The organism is Treponema socranskii subsp. buccale, from assembly GCF_024181585.1.
Classification (GTDB): Bacteria; Spirochaetota; Spirochaetia; order Treponematales; family Treponemataceae; genus Treponema_D; species Treponema_D buccale.
This window is the reverse complement of the sequence record NZ_CP054258.1, coordinates 1,985,748-2,006,992: the sequence shown is the minus strand read 5'-3', so window position 1 is coordinate 2,006,992 and position 21,245 is coordinate 1,985,748. Positions and strand designations below refer to the sequence as shown.

The window sequence follows — 21,245 nt, the reverse complement described above, 5'->3', positions numbered from 1 at the left end:
AATGCGTTATATTATAAAAATACGATACGGCGCCCGTAAAGCGGGTGTGTTATCTACATTCAAAACAATACCAGGAGGTGTTTATGAATACGAAAAATTCAAGACTGTATACAAAGGTATACAAGGGTTGGGTATTGCTCGGCAGTATCCTGTTGGTTCTATGCGCGTTGACCGGCTGTAAAGGCCCTTCTGACAGCGAGGGCGGCACACCCGTTGTGACTTATTACCATGTAATGACGGATGCCCAAAACGGTACGCTTACGGCGGTGCCCGCAATCCCTTCGGACGGCAAAGTTTTGAAAAATACGGAAATCGAATTTACTGCGGCTCCTAATCTGACTTACGAAGTTCGTTCATGGGAAATTTCGGGCGGACAAAAAATATCCGGCGGAGACCCCGGTGATGTTAAAGCGAAGATAAAGGTTACTTCGGATGTTACGGTACGCGTTATAATCGGTAAGGCGTATACGAGAGTTGCATACAGCGATTTGGCGACACATCTTGCAAGCGCTTCTTCGACCGAAGTCAACTATATCGAAATAACGGGAACCATACCGGCGACGGATTTAAAAGGCAGTTTCGATACAGTTGACGATGTTGCCGTACACGGTGAATTAGGTAAACGATTGAAGGATTCCGGTAAAAAGATCGCTCTTAAATTGCCGGCAAATATTGCGGCGGGGACATCCATGGAATACTGTTTTGGGGGGTGCACGAATCTGGTTTCCGTTGAAAATATTCCCTCCGGTGTTGTTAATTTGATGGGAAGCTTTGAAGGTTGTACAGAGTTGACGGGAGCGCCGAGCATTCCGAACGGTATTACAACGATGCAGGGTTGTTTTAAGAAGTGTATCAGTTTGACGACGGCACCCGCCGTACCGGAAAGCGTTACGATTCTCAGTTTTTGTTTTATGAAATGTACGGAATTAAAAACCGCGCCCGTCGTTCCGGCTGCAGTCAATACGATGTTTCACTGTTTTAACGGCTGTTCGAAGCTCCCATCCGTTACACTCAAATGTAATTACCATGCAGGAAAGTTCAACGACGCCTTTTATAAGTGTCCCGCTTTGGGTGTGGGCAGTATTACCGTACCGAAAGGAAAGCTGAGCGCTTATACCGCCGCCGCTTCGGTTATGGGGACGACTGAGGACAAATTCAAAGAAGCGGCCGACTGAACGCGGCTGAAAACATAGTTTACAAAATCGCGCGGCATCGGAGTTCGAAACTTCAAACGCCGCGCGATTAAAGATTTTGGGCATCTCAAAAAACCGCCTTGAGCGATTTTTTTCGAAAATTCGGCATCGATCGATTCCTTTGCGAACCGGTCGGCGTTTGGGAGAAACTGTGATTCAATTTAAAGTCGGTTTATATAATTTAAACAATGATGCAAACTATAATTATCAGCTTAACAGGCTTATCAACTGGGACGGAGGCGACTTGGACGAAACGGCTGCGGTGTCACACGACATTCGTACGCACGACGACTGGAAACATACGCTCATCCGCTTGGGAGACAATGCGCTCAAAGAAGGCAGAACCGAAAACGCGATCGCTTATTACCGCATGAGCGAATTTTTTATGTCGGACGGAGACGGCGACAAGCTTGCGTATTATAAAAAAGCCGTCGATTTGTTTTACACGTACTATGCCGATTATTTTTCGTCGGGTACGGTTGAACGCTTCGACGTTCCGTTCGGTTCGATCCGTCTTCCGGTTATGCATGCAAAAGCCGGCGTGGACGCTTCGCATAAAACTCCGAAAGGGACGATACTTTTGCACGGCGGAAACGACAGTTATTTTGAAGAGCTGTTTTTTCCTATGCTGTATTTTGCCGAAAACGGTTACGATGTGTATCTTTTTGAAGGGCCGGGGCAGGGCGGCGTTTTGCGCGTGCAGGGAGCGACTTTTACGCACGAATGGGAAAAACCGGTTACGGCGATCGTCGATTATTTCGGCTTGGACGACCTTGTTATCGTCGGCGCTTCGTTGGGAGGGATGCTTGCGCCCAGAGCCGCCGCATTCGAAAAACGCATTAAGCAGGTTATCGCATGGTCGGTGTTTCCGAATTTTTTACACGTATCTCTCTCCGATTTACCCGATACGATGCAAAATTTTTTTAAAACGCTGCTGCGTCTTCGCTTAAAGGGCATTATAAACGCCGTCTTGTACGGCCACGCAAAAAAAGATCCCGCTTTACAATGGGCGCTCAATCACGGCATGCACGCATACGGCGTAAAAAGCCCGTACGAGTGGATACAAAAAATGAACGATTTTCAAATGCTCGATATTGCGGACAAAATCGATCAGGACGTATTGATTTTGCAGGGCGCAAAAGACCACTTTATCGATTGGCATTTATACCGAGAAGAAATCGATGCGCTCACCGGTGCAAAATCGGTAACGTTCAGGCTGTTCACCGACAAAGAAGCGGCGTCGAACCACTGTCAATGCGGAAACACCCGCCTCGTGCTGGACACTATGCTGGGCTGGCTGGAAACCGTACGCACATCAGGATGAGTCTGTTCCGCCTGTATTATCTTCCGTAAGGTGCGCCGATCGATTCCTTTGCGGACAGGTCGGCGTTTTTTGCGAAAACGGAATTCGCGTTTTAGAATCGCGTTTATTTTCCCTGTGACTTCGTTTTGTTCAGCACGAAGTGATTTTTTCGAAACGTGATGAGACCGTCGTTTTGCATTTTTCCGAGTTCTTTCGAAAGCGCCGTCCGTTCGAGGTTGAGATAGTCGGCGAGCTGCTGTCGGTCGAAGGGAATGTCGAATTCGGTGCTTTTCTTTTTCAGTGAAATGAAATTCAGATACGACAGGAGTTTTGCGCGGCTCGTTTTGCGCGCGGTGTGAAAACTCCGCTCCGACAGCGCGATGTTTTTGCGGACGGAAATCGCAAGGAGATTCGACAAAAGTTTTACGAGCCACGGCTCTCCGCTTGCCGCCATGCTCCGTACGGCACCGATTTTAAAAAATACGATACTGCTGTCTTCGTTTGCGCACGCATCGACGAGGAGTACGGTGTTTTCCAAAAGCGCATAGGTTTCGCCGAAAAACTGTCCCTTGCCGATGTAACCGAGTATCGTGCGGTTGCCCCACAGATCGTTGTTTTCGATGATGACGCTTCCCGAAAGCACCATGCCCATCGTATCGGTCGTCTTTCCCGCATGAAAGATGATTTGGCCTTTTTTATATGCGCGCTCGCATACGCCCAGCGCCTCGGCCGCGCGCGCCGTTTCTTTTTCGTCCATGCCGTTGAAGATTTTCAGCGAACGAAGCATCGCCGTATCCACTTACGTCTCCTGCGCCGTATTTCCCGATAAAATCAATTTCGAGTTTAATAAAACTCGCCGTTCAATCCGGTAAAATCGATATAAAACCGGCGTGGTTTTTACCACATCATTCCGCGCCCCATTTTAGTATACTCGAACTGTAAACGCAAGCGTTTGGACTGTAAGGCAGGGCAACCGCAGCGGAAATGTGTATGTACGAAATTATACAGAAGAACAAGGAGTGTCTTGTATGGATGCTAAGATGTTTTGTTTCCAATGTCAGGAAACTGCGGGCGGCAAAGGCTGCACCGTTTCGGGTGTCTGCGGTAAAAAGCCCGATGTGGCGGCGATGCAGGATTTGCTTATCTATGTGACGAAGGGGCTTTCGTGCGTAACGACGAAGATGCGCCAAGCGGGGCTTCCTGTAAGTAAAGACGTCAATCATCTCGTAACGCTCAATTTATTTACGACGATTACGAATGCGAACTTCGACAGAGAGTCGATTATTAAGCGGATCGAAGAGACGCTTGCTGTGACCGAGCGTCTTTTGCCTTCAGTATCGGGCGGGGAGGGTCTTCCGGAAGCTGCGACATGGAAAGGCGATGTTTCGAGTTTCGATGCGAAAGCTTCGACGGTCGGCGTTCTCGCTACGAGCGATGAAGACGTTCGCTCTCTGCGCGAACTCATCATATACGGTTTGAAAGGGCTTTCGGCGTATTCGAAGCATGCGAACGCGCTCTTGCAGGACGACGAAGAAGTCGATGCCTTTATTCAAAAGGCGCTTTCGAAAACGCTCGATGAAAGTCTTTCGGTCGACGATCTCGTCTCCCTTACGCTTGAAACGGGAAAATACGGCGTTCAGGGTATGGCGCTTTTGGATAAAGCGAATACGGGCGCGTACGGAAATCCCGAAGTGACGACGGTCAATATCGGTGTGCGGAAAAATCCCGGCATTTTGATTTCGGGGCACGATATGAAAGATATGGAAATGCTTTTGGAACAGACGCAGGGGACGGGCGTCGACGTGTACACGCATTCCGAAATGCTTCCGGCGAATTACTATCCCGCATTTAAAAAATATCCGCACTTTGTCGGAAACTACGGAAACGCGTGGTGGAAACAAAAAGAAGAATTCGAAAAATTTCACGGACCCGTTTTGATGACGACGAACTGTGTCGTGATTCCTCCCGACAGCTACAAAGATCGCTTGTGGACGACGGGCGCGACGGGTGTTCCCGGCTGCCGTCACATTCCCGGTTCTTACGGCGAAAAAAAAGATTTTTCGGCGATCATCGAACAGGCGAAAAGCTGCGAGCCGCCGGAAGAGATCGAAAGCGGAACGATCGTCGGAGGATTCGCGCACGAGCAGGTTTTTGCGCTTGCCGATAAAATCGTCGCTGCGGTAAAATCCGGTGCGATCAGAAAATTCATCGTGATGGGCGGCTGCGACGGAAGGATGAAGTCGCGCGAATACTATACCGAATTCGCAAAGCGGCTTCCGAAAGACGTCGTCATTTTGACGGCGGGCTGCGCAAAGTACAAATACAATAAATTGAATCTCGGCGATATCGGCGGCATTCCGCGAGTTCTGGATGCGGGGCAGTGCAACGATTCGTATTCGCTCGCGCTCATCGCGCTCAAGCTCAAAGAGATTTTCGGTCTCGACGATATCAATAAACTGCCGCTCGCGTTCAATATCGCGTGGTACGAGCAAAAGGCCGTCATCGTACTCCTTGCGCTTTTGTACCTCGGCGTAAAAAACATTCACGTCGGGCCGACGCTCCCGGCGTTTTTGTCGCCGAATGTTTTGAACGTGCTTGTAAAGAATTTCGGTCTTGCGACGATCGGCACCGTCGACGACGATTTGAAATTGTTTTTGGGCGAATAAATCGAATACCGTGCGATTCGCTTGCGCCTTATGCGCGCGGCGGATCGCGCGGATCTTTTTCGGTACCGTATGGCGCATAGGATCGCACCTGCCGTCAATTTGTAAAATCGTTCAACTTGCCTATTTTATGCTTTACTACTATTATAATAGAGAGAGCTAAAACGGGAGAGAATTAACAAGGAATTTATGGCAGTAACACAAAGTGCTTTACATAATGAATTGCTTCCGATCCGTATCGGCATCGATGTCGGCTCGACGACCGTAAAGATCGCCGTACTCGACGACGACGATACGCTCATATACAGCGCCTACGAACGTCACCGTGCCGATATCCGCAGTACGATCATATCCGTCGTAAACAAAGCTCTCGATTTTCTCGAAAAAAATATCGCGGGAGGAGCGGAGCGGGCGGTTACCGTCAAAGTGACCGGTTCGGGAGGATTGTCCGTGTCGCAGTGGCTTTCCGTTCCGTTTATTCAGGAAGTTATCGCGGCGACGACTGCCGTCAAAACGATTATACCGCTCACCGATGTCGTCATCGAACTCGGCGGCGAAGATGCGAAGATTACGTATTTTAAAGGCGGGGTCGAGCAGCGCATGAACGGTACGTGCGCGGGCGGTACCGGCGCCTTTATCGATCAGATGGCCGCTCTCCTTGAAACGGACGCCGACGGTCTCAATACGCTTGCAAAAGACGCGCACACGATCTACCCGATTGCCGCACGTTGCGGCGTTTTTGCGAAAACCGACGTGCAGCCGCTCATCAACGAAGGCGCCCGCCGCGAAGATATCGCCGCATCCATTTTTCAAGCCGTCGTCAACCAAACGATTTCCGGTCTTGCGTGCGGAAAACCGATACGCGGTCATGTCGCGTTTTTGGGCGGCCCGCTTCACTTTATGGATCAGCTGCGTGAACGCTTTATCGTTACGCTGAAATTAAAAGACGACGAAATCATCGTCCCGGAAAATTCCCAGCTTTTCGTCGCGCAGGGCTGCGCGTATTCGGCCGACCGCCGCTATTCGGGTATGCCGGATTTTGCTTTTCCGACGGTTGCCGATTTCAGAAGCAGCCTTTCGAACCTCGTCGGTGCGGAACTGAGCGAAGTGCAGCGCTTGGAGCCGCTGTTTAAAAGTCAAAGCGATCTCGACGAATTTGTCAATCGGCATGCAAAAGAAAAAGCGAAGCGCGGTGATTTGGATTCTGTCAAAGGTCCTGTTTTTCTCGGCCTCGATGCGGGTTCCACGACGACCAAAGCCGTGCTTATCGATCAGGAAGGAAGGATCCTGTGGGATTTTTATGCGGCGAACGCGGGCAATCCCGTAGACCTTGCCGTCAAAGTTTTAAAAGGCTTGTATGCGCGGCTTCCGAAAGACGTGTACATCGCGCGTGCGGTTTCGACCGGTTACGGAGAAGCGCTCTTTCAGGCGGCGCTCAACGTCGATGCGGGCGAAGTCGAAACGATAACGCATTTCCGCGCGGCGGACTTTTTCGTGCCGGGCGTCGAATTTTTGCTCGACATCGGCGGGCAGGATATGAAATGCCTTCGCATGAAAGACGGCGCCATCGTTTCCATTCAATTGAACGAAGCCTGCTCTTCCGGCTGCGGCAGCTTTCTCGACAACTTTGCGCGCACGATGGGTATGGATGTACGCGAGTTCAGCAAAAGGGCGCTGCTCGCCGAAAAGCCCGTCGACTTGGGAAGCCGGTGCACCGTATTTATGAACAGCCGCGTCAAACAGGCGCAAAAAGAAGGCGCATCCGTCGCCGACATCTCCGCGGGTCTTTCGTATTCGGTTATTAAAAATGCGCTTTTCAAAGTTATTAAATTGCGCAAGGCGAGCGACATCGGCACGAAAGTCGTCGTGCAGGGCGGTACGTTCAACAACGACGCCGTGCTGCGCGCGTTCGAAAATATTTCGGGCGTGCACGTATTCCGTCCCGATGTTGCAGGTCTCATGGGCGCTTACGGTTCGGCGCTCATCGCCTACGATCAGTGGCTCGACCTTTCGGCTCCGAAGCCCGAAGAAGGGCCGGACGCTCCTCGTCATGAAATCCGTTCGGGCATCGCCACGCTTTCGGATCTTGAGTCGTTCAGCGTCAAGCTCGATCTCCGCCGCTGCGGCAAATGCCAAAACAACTGCCTTTTGACGATCAACACGTTCTCTACCGGCGGCTTCGAGCGAAAGTTCGTAACGGGCAACCGCTGCGAGCGTGGAGCCGAACTCGACGGCAATGTCCTCGACGCGAGCAATAAAAAAGCGACGAATATCGAAGCGGGAAAAGAAGCGAAGCTTCCGAATATGTTCGCGTGGAAATACGCGCGGCTTTTTAACGATTACGTTCCGCTCCGCGCCGAAGATGCGCCGATGGGAGAAGTCGGTATCCCGCGCGTACTCAATATGTACGAAAATTATCCGCTGTGGTTTACGTTTTTCACTTCGCTCGGTTTCCGCGTGCGCCTTTCTTCCCGATCGTCGCGTACGGTTTACGAAAAAGGGCTTGAAACGATTCCGTCGGAGTCGGTGTGCTATCCGGGAAAGATTTCTCACGGACACGTCGAAAGCCTTTTGCAGCAGGGCATAAAATTTATTTTCTATCCCTGCGCGCCCTACGAACAGCAGGAAGATTCGACTGCGGGCAATCACTATAATTGTCCCATCGTCACAAGCTATCCCGAAGTGCTGCGCAACAATATCGATTCGCTGAGGCAGGACACTTCCATTTTGTACATGGATCCGTTTTTGCCGATTTACGATAAAGACCGTCTGGCCGTGCGCTTGGCCGAAGAGCTTATCCCGCACTTTCCGGAATTGACGAAAGAGCGCATCTCGCGCGCGGTCGACGAAGCGTGGGCGGAACAGGAAAAGTTTCGGCGCGATACGGAAGAAAAGGGTGTCGAAGCGATCGAAGAAACGATCAGGCGCGGCGCAAACGGCATCGTGCTCGCAGGCCGTCCGTATCACCTCGATCCCGAAATCAATCACGGCATTCCCGAACTGATAAACGATTTGGGACTTGCGGTCTTTACCGAAGACAGCGTCGCGCATTTGGGCAGCATCGAGCGGCCGCTTCGCATCATCGATCAGTGGACGTATCATAATCGATTATACCGGGCGGCTTCCTTTGTCGCCGGCATGCCGAATCTCGAACTCGTGCAGCTCACGAGTTTCGGCTGCGGGCTGGACGCGGTTACAGCCGATCAGGTTGATGAAATCATGCGCGCAAAGGGACGCATGTATACGCTTATTAAAATCGATGAAGGTGCGAACTTGGGCGCGGTACGCATCCGCATCCGCTCGCTCATCGCCGCGGTAAAGGAGCGCGAGAGGCGGCATCAAAAGCCCGTCGTAAAGAGCGCCGCGTACCGAAAGCAAGTGTTTACGAAAGAGATGAAGTACACGCACACGATCATCGCTCCTCAGATGTCGCCGATCCACTTCCGCCTCTTTCAAAAAGCCTTCGAATATTCCGGCTATAAATTCGTCGTACTCGATGCGGTCGATCCGCACGCCGTCGACATAGGTTTGAGATTTGTCAACAACGACGCGTGTTATCCGTCGATCCTCGTCACGGGGCAAATGATAGCCGCTCTCGAATCGGGCAAATACGATTTGAATCACACATCCCTCATCATTTCGCAGACGGGAGGCGGCTGCCGCGCGACGAATTACATCGGCTTTATCAGGCGCGCTTTAAATGATGCGGGCTGGGGTCACATCCCCGTCCTTTCGCTGAACGCGAACGGTCTCGAACAAAATCCGGGATTTAAAGTGACGCTTCCTCTCCTCGAACGGCTCATCATGAGTTCGATGATAGGAGATGTGCTCATGCGCGTTTTGTACCGGACGCGCCCTTACGAAAAAGTGCAGGGCTCGGCGAACGCGCTGTACGAAAAATGGAACGGCAGGGCGGAGATTCAGCTGCGCTCCCTTTCGGTCCGCGGTTTTCACAAACTTGTCAAAAACATCATCGACGATTTCGATGCGCTGCCGCTTTTGCCGATCAAAAAACCGCGCATCGGCATAGTCGGAGAAATCCTCGTCAAATTCCATCCGACGGCGAACAATCAGATCGTCGATACGATCGAGCGCGAAGGCGCGGAAGCGGTTATGCCCGACATGGTGAACTTTTTCCTGTATACGTTTTCGACCGGCATTTTCCGTCACGAAAAACTCGCGTTCCCGAAAAAGACCGAAACGATTGCGCGCCTTCTCGTGTGGTTTACGGAGTCGTTCAGAAAGCCGATTGAAAAATATCTCCGCAAAAGCCGGCGCTTCGACGCGCCCGAAACGATATACGAGCAGATGAAAAGCGTCGACGACATCGTCCAGCTCGGAAACATCACGGGCGAAGGCTGGTTCCTCACGGCGGAGATGGTCGAACTCATCAAAACGGGAGTGCCGAGCATCGCGTGTGTGCAGCCCTTTGCCTGTCTTCCGAATCACGTTACCGGAAAGGGTATGATAAAAGAGCTCCGCCGGCGCTTTCCCGGTGCGAATATCAGCGCGATCGATTACGATCCGGGTTCGAGTGAAGTCAATCAGCTCAACCGTTTAAAGCTTTTGCTGTCGAACGCGCCGATCGGAAAGCATCCCGACGAAAACGAAGAGGGTATGATCGTGATGAGTGACGGCTCTCTCGTAAAGCCCGAAATACGTTTTGCCGAAGGGGCCGTAAGCTTTACCGATTTCGAACCCGTTGCAGCAGGGAACCGTCCTCCGGTGCTTGCGCCGGTGCATGCATGAGGGGATATAGAGGAGGAGCAATGCGCAGTGCTGCCGGAAAATTATTAATTTTACTGTCATTCGTCTGGGGGGCGGTGAATGTGCTTTTCGCTCAGACTCTTGTCCCCGATTCGTCCGACATACGAAAAGAACTGCGCGAAACGTGGTTTGAAGCTCCGCTTTCATCCGTCAGAGAAAACCGTACCGAAGTGCGTACGGCAAAAGACGGAAACCGCTTTCAGATCCGCCTCGAAGAAACCGATACGACTTTTTCCGTCGTCGTCGCTCCCCGCACGGAAATGCCGGTCGACGTATACTCCGAAAGCGGCAAAACGACGGCGGTGCAGGACATCTATTCGTCGTCGGCGCCGGGCAGCTGGCTCCTCGTTCGGGATAAGCGTTCGGGAAATCCGATTTGCGTGCGCTGTTATTTTGCACCCGACAGCGGCGTGTACGTCCAATTTTCTCCGCACGGAAAAAGCGCGTACGGAGATTTTGTCATTTTCGGAAACTATTGCGCGTGTCAAGTTCCGACGGGTCTTCCTTTCGAGCGCTTTTACGCGATGTCGTTTTCCGATGTCGTAAATCTCACAAAGCATACGCTTCCGTGGCGCTATACCGTCCGGCGAGACGGCGCATACGATACGACCCTTTCGATGATACGGGTCATCCGTTCGCGCCTTGCGAATCTCGTCTATGCCGACGATGCGATGTACGACGAAAACGGAAATCCCGTGTCGATTTTAACCGGCGCGCCCCGCCGCATGCACGCCGAAGATGCGGGTAAAATGTCGCTCTCTTCCGCGGGCTTCGTCAAATGGATTGCCGACGGCATCGTCTATCCGATGACGAGAGGCGGACTCAAGCGGCGGCCGCTCCTCGAGCCGACGGTGAGCTGCGATCCCGTAGGTTTTCAAGGCATAGTTTCGGAACAATACAATATATCCTTTGCGCTCGACTGGACGCGCAATTTGGCTGCGGCAGTGTTTTCCGTCGCGACGGGCAAAACCTACCGGTATCCCGAATCGGGCGTCGATATGACCGAAGATCCGTTTGCCGCGGAGATGACGGCGGACGGCGTAAAGAATACCGTCGGGTACGTTAAAGATTCAGGCTATCCCGCGTCCGCACTCGCTTCTCTTTTGTACGTCTTTGCAGCCGAATATCCCGGTGAATGCTACCTCGCGGCGATTCGCGAAACCGATCGCAAAAGAATTCCCGAAGTGCACGCGTTCAATCAATGCGCGATTTTCTTTCCGTATTTCGACGACGCCGGAAAATTTCAGTGCGCCGTATTCCGAAACAATGCCGAATCGACGCTTGGAGAATTCTCGCGCATGTTTCAAGGCGATTTTATCCATCTCGTGCGCGTGCGTACGACGGCGACTTTCAATCCTCAGTAAGACCTTTTCGGATTTCAGCGCCGCCTCACAGTAAATCGTCGGTCTCCCGCAATCTCGATAAAAAAATTATTTGCGTTTTCACAAATACCGTAGTACAATATTCGTATATATTTATAAAAATTGGAGGAAAATGCATCATGAAGGTCTACACAACCGATAAGATCAGAAATGTTGCCGTTCTCGGACACGGGGGGGCGGGAAAAACGACGCTCGTCGAAGCGATGTGTTATTTGAGCAAATTGACGACGAGGCTCGGCCGCGTTGAAGACGGAAACACCGTCAGCGATTTTACAAAAGAAGAGCAAAAGCGCGGCATATCGATCAGAACGTCTCTCGTTCCCGTCGAGTGGAACGATTATAAATTCAATATCCTCGATACTCCCGGTTATTTCGATTTTTCCGGCGAAGTGGACGAAGCGATGAGCGTCGCCGACGGCGCGATCATCGTCGTGTCGGGTAAATCGGGCATCGAAGCCGGCACCGAAAAAGCGTGGGAACTGTGCGAAAAATATCATCTGCCGCGCATGTTTTTCGTAACCGATATGGATATCGACGACGTTTCCTACAGAAAAGCGATCGAAGATTTGACTGCGGTGTACGGCAAAAAGATCGCACCGTTCAATATGCCGATCCGCGACGACGGCAAGTTTACCGGTTACGTCAACGTCATCCAGCAAAAAGCGTTCCGCTATAAAGCGATCGGCGTCGTCGAACCGACCGACATACCCGATTATTCGAAAGAGCACTTGGCCGCCTATCACACGATTTTGATGGAAGCGGTTGCCGAAACGTCGGAAGATTTTATGGAACGCTTTTTTGCGGGCGAAGAATTTTCCGAAACGGAAATACGCGAAGCGGTGCGTCTTTCCATACAGGACGGCTCGATCGTACCGGTGTGCATGGGGTCGGGTACTGCGGTGCACGGCGTGTATAACCTCATGGACGATATCGAAAAGTATATGCCGGCGGCGGAAAGCCGCAAAGTGTCCGGCATCAATACGAACACGAACGAAATTTTCAAAGCTAACTTCGACGTGCTCAAGCCGAAGACCGCTTTCGTATTTAAGACGATTGTCGATCCTTTCCTCGGCAGATACAGCCTTATTAAAATCCGTTCCGGCATCTTTAAAACCGACGATCTCGTCTACAACGCATCGACGGCTTCCGAATTTAAAATCGGAAAGCTTTACATCATGCAGGGTAATAAAACGACGGAAATTTCCGAACTCCATGCCGGCGATTTGGGCGCCGTCGCAAAGCTGGGTGACGTAAAGACGGGCGACACGCTTTCGACGAAGGCGACGCCGATCCAGTATCCGAAACAGGATCTTCCCGTTCCGTATACGTACCTGCGCTATCACGCGGTCAATAAAGCCGACGTCGATAAAATCTCGCAGGCGATGGCAAAAATTTCCGCGGAGGATCCGACGTTTAAAACGGTCAACGATTCCGTCAACGGACAGATGCTCATGTACGGCATGGGAGATCTGCACCTCGACGTCATTCAAAGTATTTTGAAAGACGAATATAAAATCGATTTGCGGATCGAAAAACCGAAAGTCGCATTCCGCGAAACGATAAAAAAGAATTCCGACGTCGAACACAAATATAAAAAACAAACCGGCGGGCACGGGCAGTACGGCCACGTCAAAATGCGCTTCGCTCCGACCGGCGATTTTACAAAGCCGTACGCGTTCGATCAAAAAGTCGTCGGCGGCTCCGTGCCGAAAAATTATTTTCCCGCCGTCGAAAAAGGCATCGCCGAATCGACTGTTCGCGGTCCGCTTGCCGCTTACCCCGTCGTCGGCGTGCAGGCGACGCTCTACGACGGTTCGTATCATCCGGTCGATTCGTCGGAAATCGCATTTAAAACCGCAGCGAAGTTTGCGTTTAAAAAAGGCTTTATGGAAGCAAGCCCCGTGCTGCTCGAACCGATCGTCAATTTAAAAGTCGTCGTCCCCGATGCGTATACCGGAGACATCATGGGAGATTTGACGAAGCGGCGGGGCCGCGTGCTCGGTATGAATCCCGCTCCCGGCGGTAAACAGATCATCGAAGCCGACGTTCCGCAGATGGAACTTTTCGATTACTGTACGGGACTCCGCTCCATGACCGGAGGACGCGGAGAGTACAGCTATGAATTCGCGCGCTACGAACAGGCGCCTTCAGACATTCAAAGCAAAGAAGTCGCTGCGCGTGCCGAAAAAGCCGCAGCCGGATTCGCAGAAGAGTAGGGGATATGTACCGCCGCGTGCGGTATTTTCAGAAACGCAAACGGAAAAACCGTTTAGGAACTGTCCGAAAGTTTCGATTTTCGGACAGTTTTTTTACCGGAATCGGGCTTGAACATTACCCTAACGATAAAAAAGATGCTTATAAATAAGATAACTTTATCTGCGGCGGGAAACAATTCGGAGGAAAAATGAAAAAGCTTTTGTTATTGATTTTACTGGCAATCGGATGCAACGGCATCTTTGCCAATGAGTATGAACCTGAAAAAATATTTGCGGAAGTGAACAATGAAGTCGCCCTGTTTTTTAAAGACATGATCATAAAAGATCTGGGCATTACCGCCGTTCAAACAAACATCATCCCGAATGAAAATGCGGATTTAACAATCGCTTCGGCGAATAATAAAAAATTTCACATTACGGGATTAAAATGCACTTCGATGGTGCAGGCGCTTGACGCGAGCGGCGGCGAATTCGCATATACGGTTACTTTGTATAATGTAAAAAAATCGGCTCTGAAAAAATTGAACAATGCGATAAAAAAGAACCGTATACGGTTTTCAAAAATGCTCGACGTGATCGACGAAAAAGATCTTGATGCTGAAATGCACGGAACGCAGGAAGCTCCGGATCCTCAATGTTTTCTCGGCTGAGGAATGTGCAGGTGTACGATATTTTCGTGACGACCGAAGAAAATAAAGATGTTCATCTGCAAGTCTACGCGGAATATTTTCAAGATGCAAAAGATTTGTAAGGGTATTTTGCCGCATGACAATTTGTAAACAGTGTGCGATGTATGTGTGCGAGGTTTAAAATCGTATCGTGAAATATGAGTGTAATCGATTTAAGATTTTTGCAAGATGGAATTAATAATTATTATCGTAATACAGATCGTTTTTTACATGCTTACCGCTTTTGTTAAAGCAAAAAAACGGTCAAAAGGAAATATACGCAATGTGCTGCTCGGAGTGCTGCAAGCCCTTGTATTATACGTATCGATTTTGGTGATCGTAAAGATAATCGATATACGACTGGAACAAAGATTAAACTCGTTTGATTTGGACGGCGACGGTTTTTTCGGAGGCGCTGAAATAACTCCGGAACAGCAAAAAGCGATGTCCGATTGGATAAACGATACGGGGAGAAGTTTTGCGCCGTTCACGGGCGGCTTTTTAGCTCTTATATACATACCCGTTGCGATCGGAACGGAATATATCATCGATTTAATAATTAATAAAATGGGCGGATTGAAAAAGCTGCGGGAAAAGGAGTGATATATTGCTTTCGGTTTTGCGGTACGCCGAAAATATTTTCGGATCGTGTTTTTCGGATTATTTTTTTTATATCGGCCGTCTGCGCTTTCGCTATTGTTAATCGTCGAATTTTACGGTAAGCTTGGGTGAAGAGGTGCGGATTGCTTACAGCGAACATCGGAGACATACAGGCGGTTGCATTCGATATCGACGGCACATTATACAGGCCGCGCGATCTGCATGTGCGCATGATGTTTCATTTTTTCAGATTCAATCAATTCTTTTTGCAGTACGGGATCGTGCGCTCGAAGATTCACGATATGGGTGTGCTCGACGATTTTTATGCGGCGCAGGCCGAAATGCTTGCGAAGCGGATCGGATGCAGCGTCGATACGGCGAAAGAGCGGCTTGAGCGGATCGTGTACAAGGGACTTTCATCGCTTTTCGAATCGATTCCGCTGTGCGCTCACGTCGAAGAAACGTTTCAAGCGTTCCATGCTGCGGGTTTGAAAATTGCGCTCATGTCGGACTTTCCTCCCGAACAAAAAGGCGGCCTATGGGGACTTAAAAAATACTGCGATGTTTTGCTCGGTACGGAAACTACCGGTGCGCTGAAACCGTCGCCGCATCCCTTTCGCGTGCTTGCCGAAAAACTGGGCGTGGCGCCGGAGCATATTTTATATGTCGGAAACAGCGTCAAATACGATGTCGTCGGAGCGAAAAATGCAGGCATGAAAACGGCACATTTCGGACCGCGCTGGCGGAATCTTTTAGGTATGTCTTGTCGAAAAGCCGATATTTCTTTTTGCGACTATCGTCAATTGCGGAAAATTGTGTTACAATAGAAGATGTGATATAATCGATAAAGCGGTTTAGTCCGCGCGGGTGGGAAAAGTGGATATCGTCACAATTTTGATAGCGGCTGCTGTCGCTGCGGTAATCGCCGTCGTATTCAGAAAACTGGACAGCGATAACAACTCGATGGAAAAAGTCAAGCGGTATGCCGATAAGCGGCTCGAAGGCTTTGATGAGTATTTTAAAAAACAGGATGCGAATATAGCGGGTGCGGGCGCGGAGCTCGAAACGAAATATCTTCAGGCGACTGCAGGAATCAAACGCCTCCAAAAAGAACGCGACGATTTTTTGGCAGGCGCCGACGAGCTGCAAAAATATAAAAATGCGATCGCGGCCGCAGAAGCGAAAATCAACGGCTACGATAAATCGCTCGCCTCCCTTGCGGAGATGACGGCGAACGTCGAAGAAAATTTGACGAGGCTGAAAAAAGAAGCGCTCATCGTCGAAAAACTCGACGCGCGTATCGATGCGCAAAAAAACTCGATCGACGAAATCGAAAAGAGAATTCCGAGTATTGCCGGAGAGTTTTCGCAAAAAAACGGCGAACAGCTGAAACTGCTCGGAACGAAATTGCTGCAGGAATACGATGCGCGCTCGAAGGAACTCGCCGAACATATTGCCGAGCTCGGAAAGCAGGCTGACGATGCGCTTGGCCGCTTTCAATCGGAGATAGAAGGCGTATACGATTCGGCGGCAAAAAAAGCGGATGCGCTTGAAGATACCGCATTCCGTCATTTGAGCGAACAGGCGCAGGCGAGAAGCGATGCATACGTGCAGACGATCGAAGACAAGGTCGCCGAAATCGAAGCCATTGTTGACGAGCGTATCGATCGGGCGCAAAAAGAGATCGCGGCCAAAACGCTTTCAATCGATGCTGCGATCGGAAGCCGTACCGCAGAAATGATAAAAAAATACGACGCACAGTATATGCAGTTTACTGATGCGTATAAAAAGAAGCTTGAAGATTACGGTGCAAAACTCAATCAGCAGTATGCGCTCCTTTCCGAAAAGCACACGAAAAAAGCAGGCGAAACGGACGCTGCTCTTGCCGCGCAGTACGGAGCGCTTTCGGAAAAATATAAAGAGCTCGCGGCGAAAACGGACGCAGCGCTCGGCGAGCGGTACGCCGCTTTGTCCGAAAGCTATAAAGCGAAAATTGCCGAAATCGATAACGCCTTTACGCAAAAAACGTCCGAAACGGTTGCGGCGTTTAAAGATTCGACGGGCAATATCGTTTCGAATATTAAAAAGCAGCTTTCTTCTCTCGATGAAAAATACAAACAGCATATCGACGAATTCGCAAAGCGTTACGACGAAAAAATCGATTCGCTGCAGGGAAAATACTCGAAGCAGCTCGAATCGATAGACGGAAAGAACGACGGACGTATCGCTTCGCTCGATGCGAAATTCGATGAGCTCTTTTCAAAGCTGAACGCGTCATACGAAGAAAAAGCTTCGTTGCTTGAAAAACAGGCGGCATCGATCGCGGCGGCATACGACGAAAAAGAAGGATCGGTTGCAGCCGACATCAATAAACGCATCGATTCTCTCGGCTCAGAATACGCTTCGCAGATCGAAAAAATCAAAAAAGATCTTGCGGCATCGCTTTCGGAAGCGAAGGCGACGTCCGATTTTATTTCGCAAAACGTTTCCGGAAACGCAAAGAGCCTTGAAGGACTGCGTGCGATGCTCGAATCGGAAGTGAAAGATATCGAGTCGCGGTACAACAACCTCTTTGCGAACGCCGTTTCCGCCGCCGACGAAAAGGAAAAGGCTGCGTTCGAAAAATTCTCGGCCGTTTCGGGTGAACGTCTCGAAAAATATCAGGGGCAAGTGCAAAATAAAATCGACGCGTTCAAAACTTCTCTTTCCGAAACGCTTGTCGAAATTTCCCGCCGCACGGACGATTCGGTACGCGATGCCGAAGATGCGATCAAAGAGTTGCGCGCAGCCTGCGACGAAGCTCAGAAAAAGGCCGATGACGCGGAGCCCAAACTTGCGGAAAAGATTCGGCTCATCGATGAACGGATCGAGAAATTCCGCGCGCAGTCGGAAGCGAAACTTGCGGACTTTGACAAAACGATCACCGAATCGATTTACAAAATGGCGAAACAATGCGAACAGCAGCAATCCGATGCGCTCAATGCGATCGATTCTCAGTTCGGTTCGTATAAAAAAGATTTGGCGTATCAGTTTTCGAGGCTCGAAACGTCGGGCAAGGATATCGATTCGCTTGAAGCGAATTTGCGCAAAGCGATGGACGAAATACGAAAACGCGTACTTTCCGATTTCGATTCGTTTACCGCGGGTCAGCAAAAAGCGCAAAAGGAATTTTCGGATTCCGTACAAGCGGATTCCGAAGCGCTGCAATCGCAGCTGCAAGCTCTGGAACAGACCGTAGATGCGCTCAAAGAATCGGCGCTCGGAAACGTAAGTGCAAAGTTGAAAGATTTCGAAGAAGGCATCGACGACGATTTGAAAACGCGCAGCGATAAAATCGCCGAAGATTTGGCGGTGTGGAAAAATTCGTTTGACGGAAAACTCGCGCTGTTTACGGATGATTATGAAAACGACCGCCGTGCGCTTGAAATGAAGTACGGCGAAGATTTGAAGGCCAAGCTCGATTTTCTTCAGGAAAAAAACGACGAACAGCTTGCCCGCATCGCTTCCGGCATCAATGAGGCGAACGGTTCGCTTAGTGAGCGTATCGACGGCATTGCAAAGACGATCGACGGTTTTGAAGAAGAAACGCGGGAGCGTGTAAACAAAACGCAGACGATTTCGGACGAGTATTTAAAAACGGTCGCCGCCCAATACGAAGCGAAGATGAACGACGAGCTCGAGCGGGTACAGGCGGAATTGAGCGACGGATTGAAAAAAATCGAAGAAGCCGTAAGCGATCAACAGGAGACGAGCGCGTCCACGATCGATGCCGCACGTTCCGAAGTGAATACGTGGAAACAGCAGCTTAAACAGCAGCTCGACGAATCGCGCGCCGTTTTTAAAGATCAGCTCGATACGCTGAAGTCGTCTTCACAAAATAAAATCGACGAAGCGCGCGAATCGCTTCTCGCGGATTTCCAAAATTATTCCGCGGATATGAAAGAGCAGCAAGCCGCTCTTTCTTCTTCGGTCAGTGAGCTGCAAGCGAAAACCGACGAATCGCTCGATATGTATGAGTCGCGTTCCGAAGAAATGCTTGCACGTCTGCAATCCATGTACGAAGAAATGCTCAAAGATACCGAGTCTCGTGTGAGCAGACAGAGCGCCGATTCTACGAAAGCGCTGAGCGAGCTTCGCGGAAAAATCAATTCGTTTGAATCTCAAGCGAGCGAAAATCAGGCTAAGTTCGTGCTTAAAATGCAAAGCGATCAGGATGAAATGCAAAGCCGTTTGGGTGAGCTGAATCGTGAAATCCAAAACGTGCGTTCGCAAATGCAGCTCTATGAAAGAGCGGAAGCGATGAAAAAATCGTTGGACGAACGTATTTCGGCTCTCGACGAAGACTTCAGCCGGCTCGCATCGTACAATGAGACAGCTCTTTCTCTTGCCGACAATTTCAAAGCGCTGCATAAAATGTACGACGATATAAACGGACGTCTGAAAGAATTCGATGTGCAAAGAGCGCGTGTCGATTCGATCGGGCAAAAATACGAAAAGATGGTAAATCTCTCAGGGTCTATAGACGAAAAGATAAGCGGTTTACAGACGTCGTACGATGAGCTTCAAAACTTTGAAGTTGCGGTGCGTGATTTTCAGGAAAAGCTGCATTCGCTTACCGGTTCTTACGACAGGCTTGAACAAAAACAGACGATAATCGAGCGTGTGAACGAAGACGTCAACCGATCGTTCGATTCTTTGAAAACGCTTGAAGACAAATTGAAGCAGTGCACACGTCAAACCGAATCGCTTCCCAAAGAAATCAAAGATGTGCAAAAAGACGTCGACAAACTTTTGAAGAGCGGGCCGAAGCTTGCTCAGGCGGTGGCGAAGCTCGAATCTCTCGATGCGATTCTCGACGAAGCCGACAAACGCATGGATGCGCTCACGTCGGCTCGGCAGGGTATCGGCAGAAGCGAAGCGCGCCTTGAAGAGCTTAAAACCGATATCGAATCGAAGTTCAAGCTGCTCAATCAGCTGACAAAAAAAGATTTGGAAAAGCGTCCGGCAAAAGAGGATAAACGCCTGTCGCCGCAGGACAGGGACAATATCAAACAGCTTAAACAGCAGGGATGGACGGTAAAAGAAATCGCGAGGTCAATGAAGCGCACGCAGACGGAAATCGAAATGGTGCTCGAGATGCCCGAATAAAAAAACGCGCCGCATCGGTAAAGTGCGGCGCAGACAAAACGCGAACGGTAAGTTTTTCGAACCGAATAATGCTTCGACTTTTTGCCGTCGGCGCGTATTCAGTTTTTACCGAGAAAACAAGTGCACCACGCTTCTACGGTCTCTCCTTTGCCGACATCTCCGAGCGCTTCACCCGTTTTCGCTTTTACGAAAATAGAAGAGCTTTCGACTCCGAGAGCCTGTGCAATCGAATCGATTACCTGCCGGCGATACGGAAGAAATTTCGGACGTTCGAGTTTTATCACGCAGTCCATATTGATAAGGTGCCAGCCGTGCTTTTGTATTTTTTTCCAAACGGATTTTAATAAAAAAACGGAATCGGCGTCTTTCCATGCGGCATCTTCAGGCGGAAAAAAACTTCCGATATCGCCGAGCGCGGCCGCTCCGAGAAGCGCATCGGTTACGGCGTGGAGGAGGACGTCGCCGTCGGAGTGCGCATCTTCGCCTTTATCGAACGGGATGACGACTCCTCCGATCATCAATTTTCTTCCCGGAATAAGGCGGTGCATATCGTAGCCCAAGCCGGTTCGAAAGGCCGTCATCCGTATATCCTCCGTATAGGTGATCTTTTTATTTTCCGGCGAGCCCTGCACCGTCATAACGTCTCCTTCGTATTTTCCCCAAATTTCCGTGTCATCCGTATATGCTTCTCCGTCGTTTTCCGCTTTGCGGTGAGAAGCGAGCAGTCGAATAAAACCGAAAGCTTGCGGTGTTTGAACCGCAGCCATACGTTCCCGCTTGAGATGTTCGACGATAAAACCTTCGGCGTTGATAATTTTTTGCGTGTCCGTCGGCAAAACGGCAGGGACGGCTCCTCCGTGTTCGATTGCCGCTTGTGCGGTACGGACGATGATTTGTTCGGTGACGAAGGGACGGGCGGCGTCATGAATCAAAACGATACCGCCCGTAATTTTTTCTCCGGTTTTTTCAAGCGCGATTTTTACCGAGCTTTGCCGCGTCGTCCCTCCGCGGACGAAGACGGGTTTTGTTTTTTGCAAAAGCGTTTCGATTTCCGTATCCGCATAAAGCGCATCGCGTGCAAGAGCGCCGTCTTCATCGGAGGGGATTGCGATAACGAGAGAAGCGCAGTCGAGCGCTTTTAAAAACGGCTTAACCGATTCGGAAAGAACGGTGCCGCATCCGAGCGGCCGGTACTGTTTCCGCACTCCTTTACCCATGCGTGAAGAAGCGCCCGCCGCGACGATGATGACGGCGGCGGGGATTTTATGCTTTTTATCCATTTTTATGATGCTTTACTTTCAAAAC

At 50.3% G+C, this 21,245-nt stretch carries 12 protein-coding genes; 10 read left to right on the top strand and 2 right to left on the bottom strand.

From position 1 onward, the window contains the following. The first annotated feature begins 83 nt into the window (after window positions 1-83). Together HRI97_RS09085 and HRI97_RS09080 are read left to right on the top strand one after the other, a co-directional pair. Window positions 84-1,175, top strand: a complete 1,092-nt coding sequence (locus HRI97_RS09085) for a leucine-rich repeat protein (RefSeq protein WP_253725147.1) — start codon at window positions 84-86, stop codon at window positions 1,173-1,175. Window positions 1,176-1,344: 169 nt separating this feature from the next. Next, window positions 1,345-2,517 (top strand): alpha/beta hydrolase, encoded by a 1,173-nt coding sequence (locus tag HRI97_RS09080; RefSeq protein WP_253725146.1) that lies wholly within the window; start codon window positions 1,345-1,347, stop codon window positions 2,515-2,517. 103 nt (window positions 2,518-2,620) lie between these two features. Here the strand turns inward: HRI97_RS09080 and HRI97_RS09075 are convergent, their stop codons facing one another. Then, a complete protein-coding gene (locus HRI97_RS09075) occupies window positions 2,621-3,295 on the bottom strand; it encodes a Crp/Fnr family transcriptional regulator (RefSeq protein ID WP_253725145.1) in 675 nt (224 codons plus the stop codon). Between the two features lie 229 nt (window positions 3,296-3,524). On the opposite strand from HRI97_RS09075, the gene hcp reads away from it, so the two are divergent. The 8 genes from hcp to HRI97_RS09035 all read left to right on the top strand — a co-directional run bounded on the left by hcp (window position 3,525) and on the right by HRI97_RS09035 (window position 19,940). Next, the gene (gene hcp / locus HRI97_RS09070; RefSeq protein ID WP_253725144.1) at window positions 3,525-5,162 is read left to right on the top strand and encodes a hydroxylamine reductase; all 1,638 of its coding nucleotides are present in this window, start codon (window positions 3,525-3,527) and stop codon (window positions 5,160-5,162) included. Window positions 5,163-5,348: 186 nt separating this feature from the next. Continuing rightward, window positions 5,349-9,908: a 2-hydroxyacyl-CoA dehydratase gene (locus tag HRI97_RS09065; protein ID WP_253725143.1), complete on the top strand. Its 4,560-nt coding sequence runs from the start codon at window positions 5,349-5,351 to the stop codon at window positions 9,906-9,908. A 20-nt stretch (window positions 9,909-9,928) separates the two neighbouring features. Further along, window positions 9,929-11,290 carry a DUF8515 domain-containing protein gene (locus HRI97_RS09060; protein WP_253725142.1) on the top strand — a complete coding sequence of 454 codons (1,362 nt, stop codon included), beginning with the start codon at window positions 9,929-9,931 and terminating at the stop codon, window positions 11,288-11,290. A 137-nt stretch (window positions 11,291-11,427) separates the two neighbouring features. Further along, complete coding sequence (locus HRI97_RS09055; RefSeq protein WP_253725141.1) at window positions 11,428-13,524, top strand: elongation factor G; 2,097 nt, start codon at window positions 11,428-11,430, stop codon at window positions 13,522-13,524. A 188-nt stretch (window positions 13,525-13,712) separates the two neighbouring features. After that, complete coding sequence (locus HRI97_RS09050) at window positions 13,713-14,174, top strand: hypothetical protein (protein WP_253725140.1); 462 nt, start codon at window positions 13,713-13,715, stop codon at window positions 14,172-14,174. A gap of 207 nt (window positions 14,175-14,381) precedes the next feature. Beyond that, window positions 14,382-14,795: a hypothetical protein gene (locus tag HRI97_RS09045; protein ID WP_253725139.1), complete on the top strand. Its 414-nt coding sequence runs from the start codon at window positions 14,382-14,384 to the stop codon at window positions 14,793-14,795. Window positions 14,796-14,935: 140 nt separating this feature from the next. Next, window positions 14,936-15,619 (top strand): HAD family hydrolase, encoded by a 684-nt coding sequence (locus HRI97_RS09040; RefSeq protein WP_180485405.1) that lies wholly within the window; start codon window positions 14,936-14,938, stop codon window positions 15,617-15,619. Window positions 15,620-15,668: 49 nt separating this feature from the next. Then, entirely contained in the window at window positions 15,669-19,940 is a 4,272-nt protein-coding gene (locus tag HRI97_RS09035; protein ID WP_253725138.1) for a SpiroCoCo family coiled-coil protein, read from the top strand. A gap of 98 nt (window positions 19,941-20,038) precedes the next feature. Here the strand turns inward: HRI97_RS09035 and ispF are convergent, their stop codons facing one another. Then, window positions 20,039-21,220, bottom strand: a complete 1,182-nt coding sequence (gene ispF / locus HRI97_RS09030; RefSeq protein WP_253725137.1) for a 2-C-methyl-D-erythritol 2,4-cyclodiphosphate synthase — start codon at window positions 21,218-21,220, stop codon at window positions 20,039-20,041. Window positions 21,221-21,245: the final 25 nt, after the last annotated feature.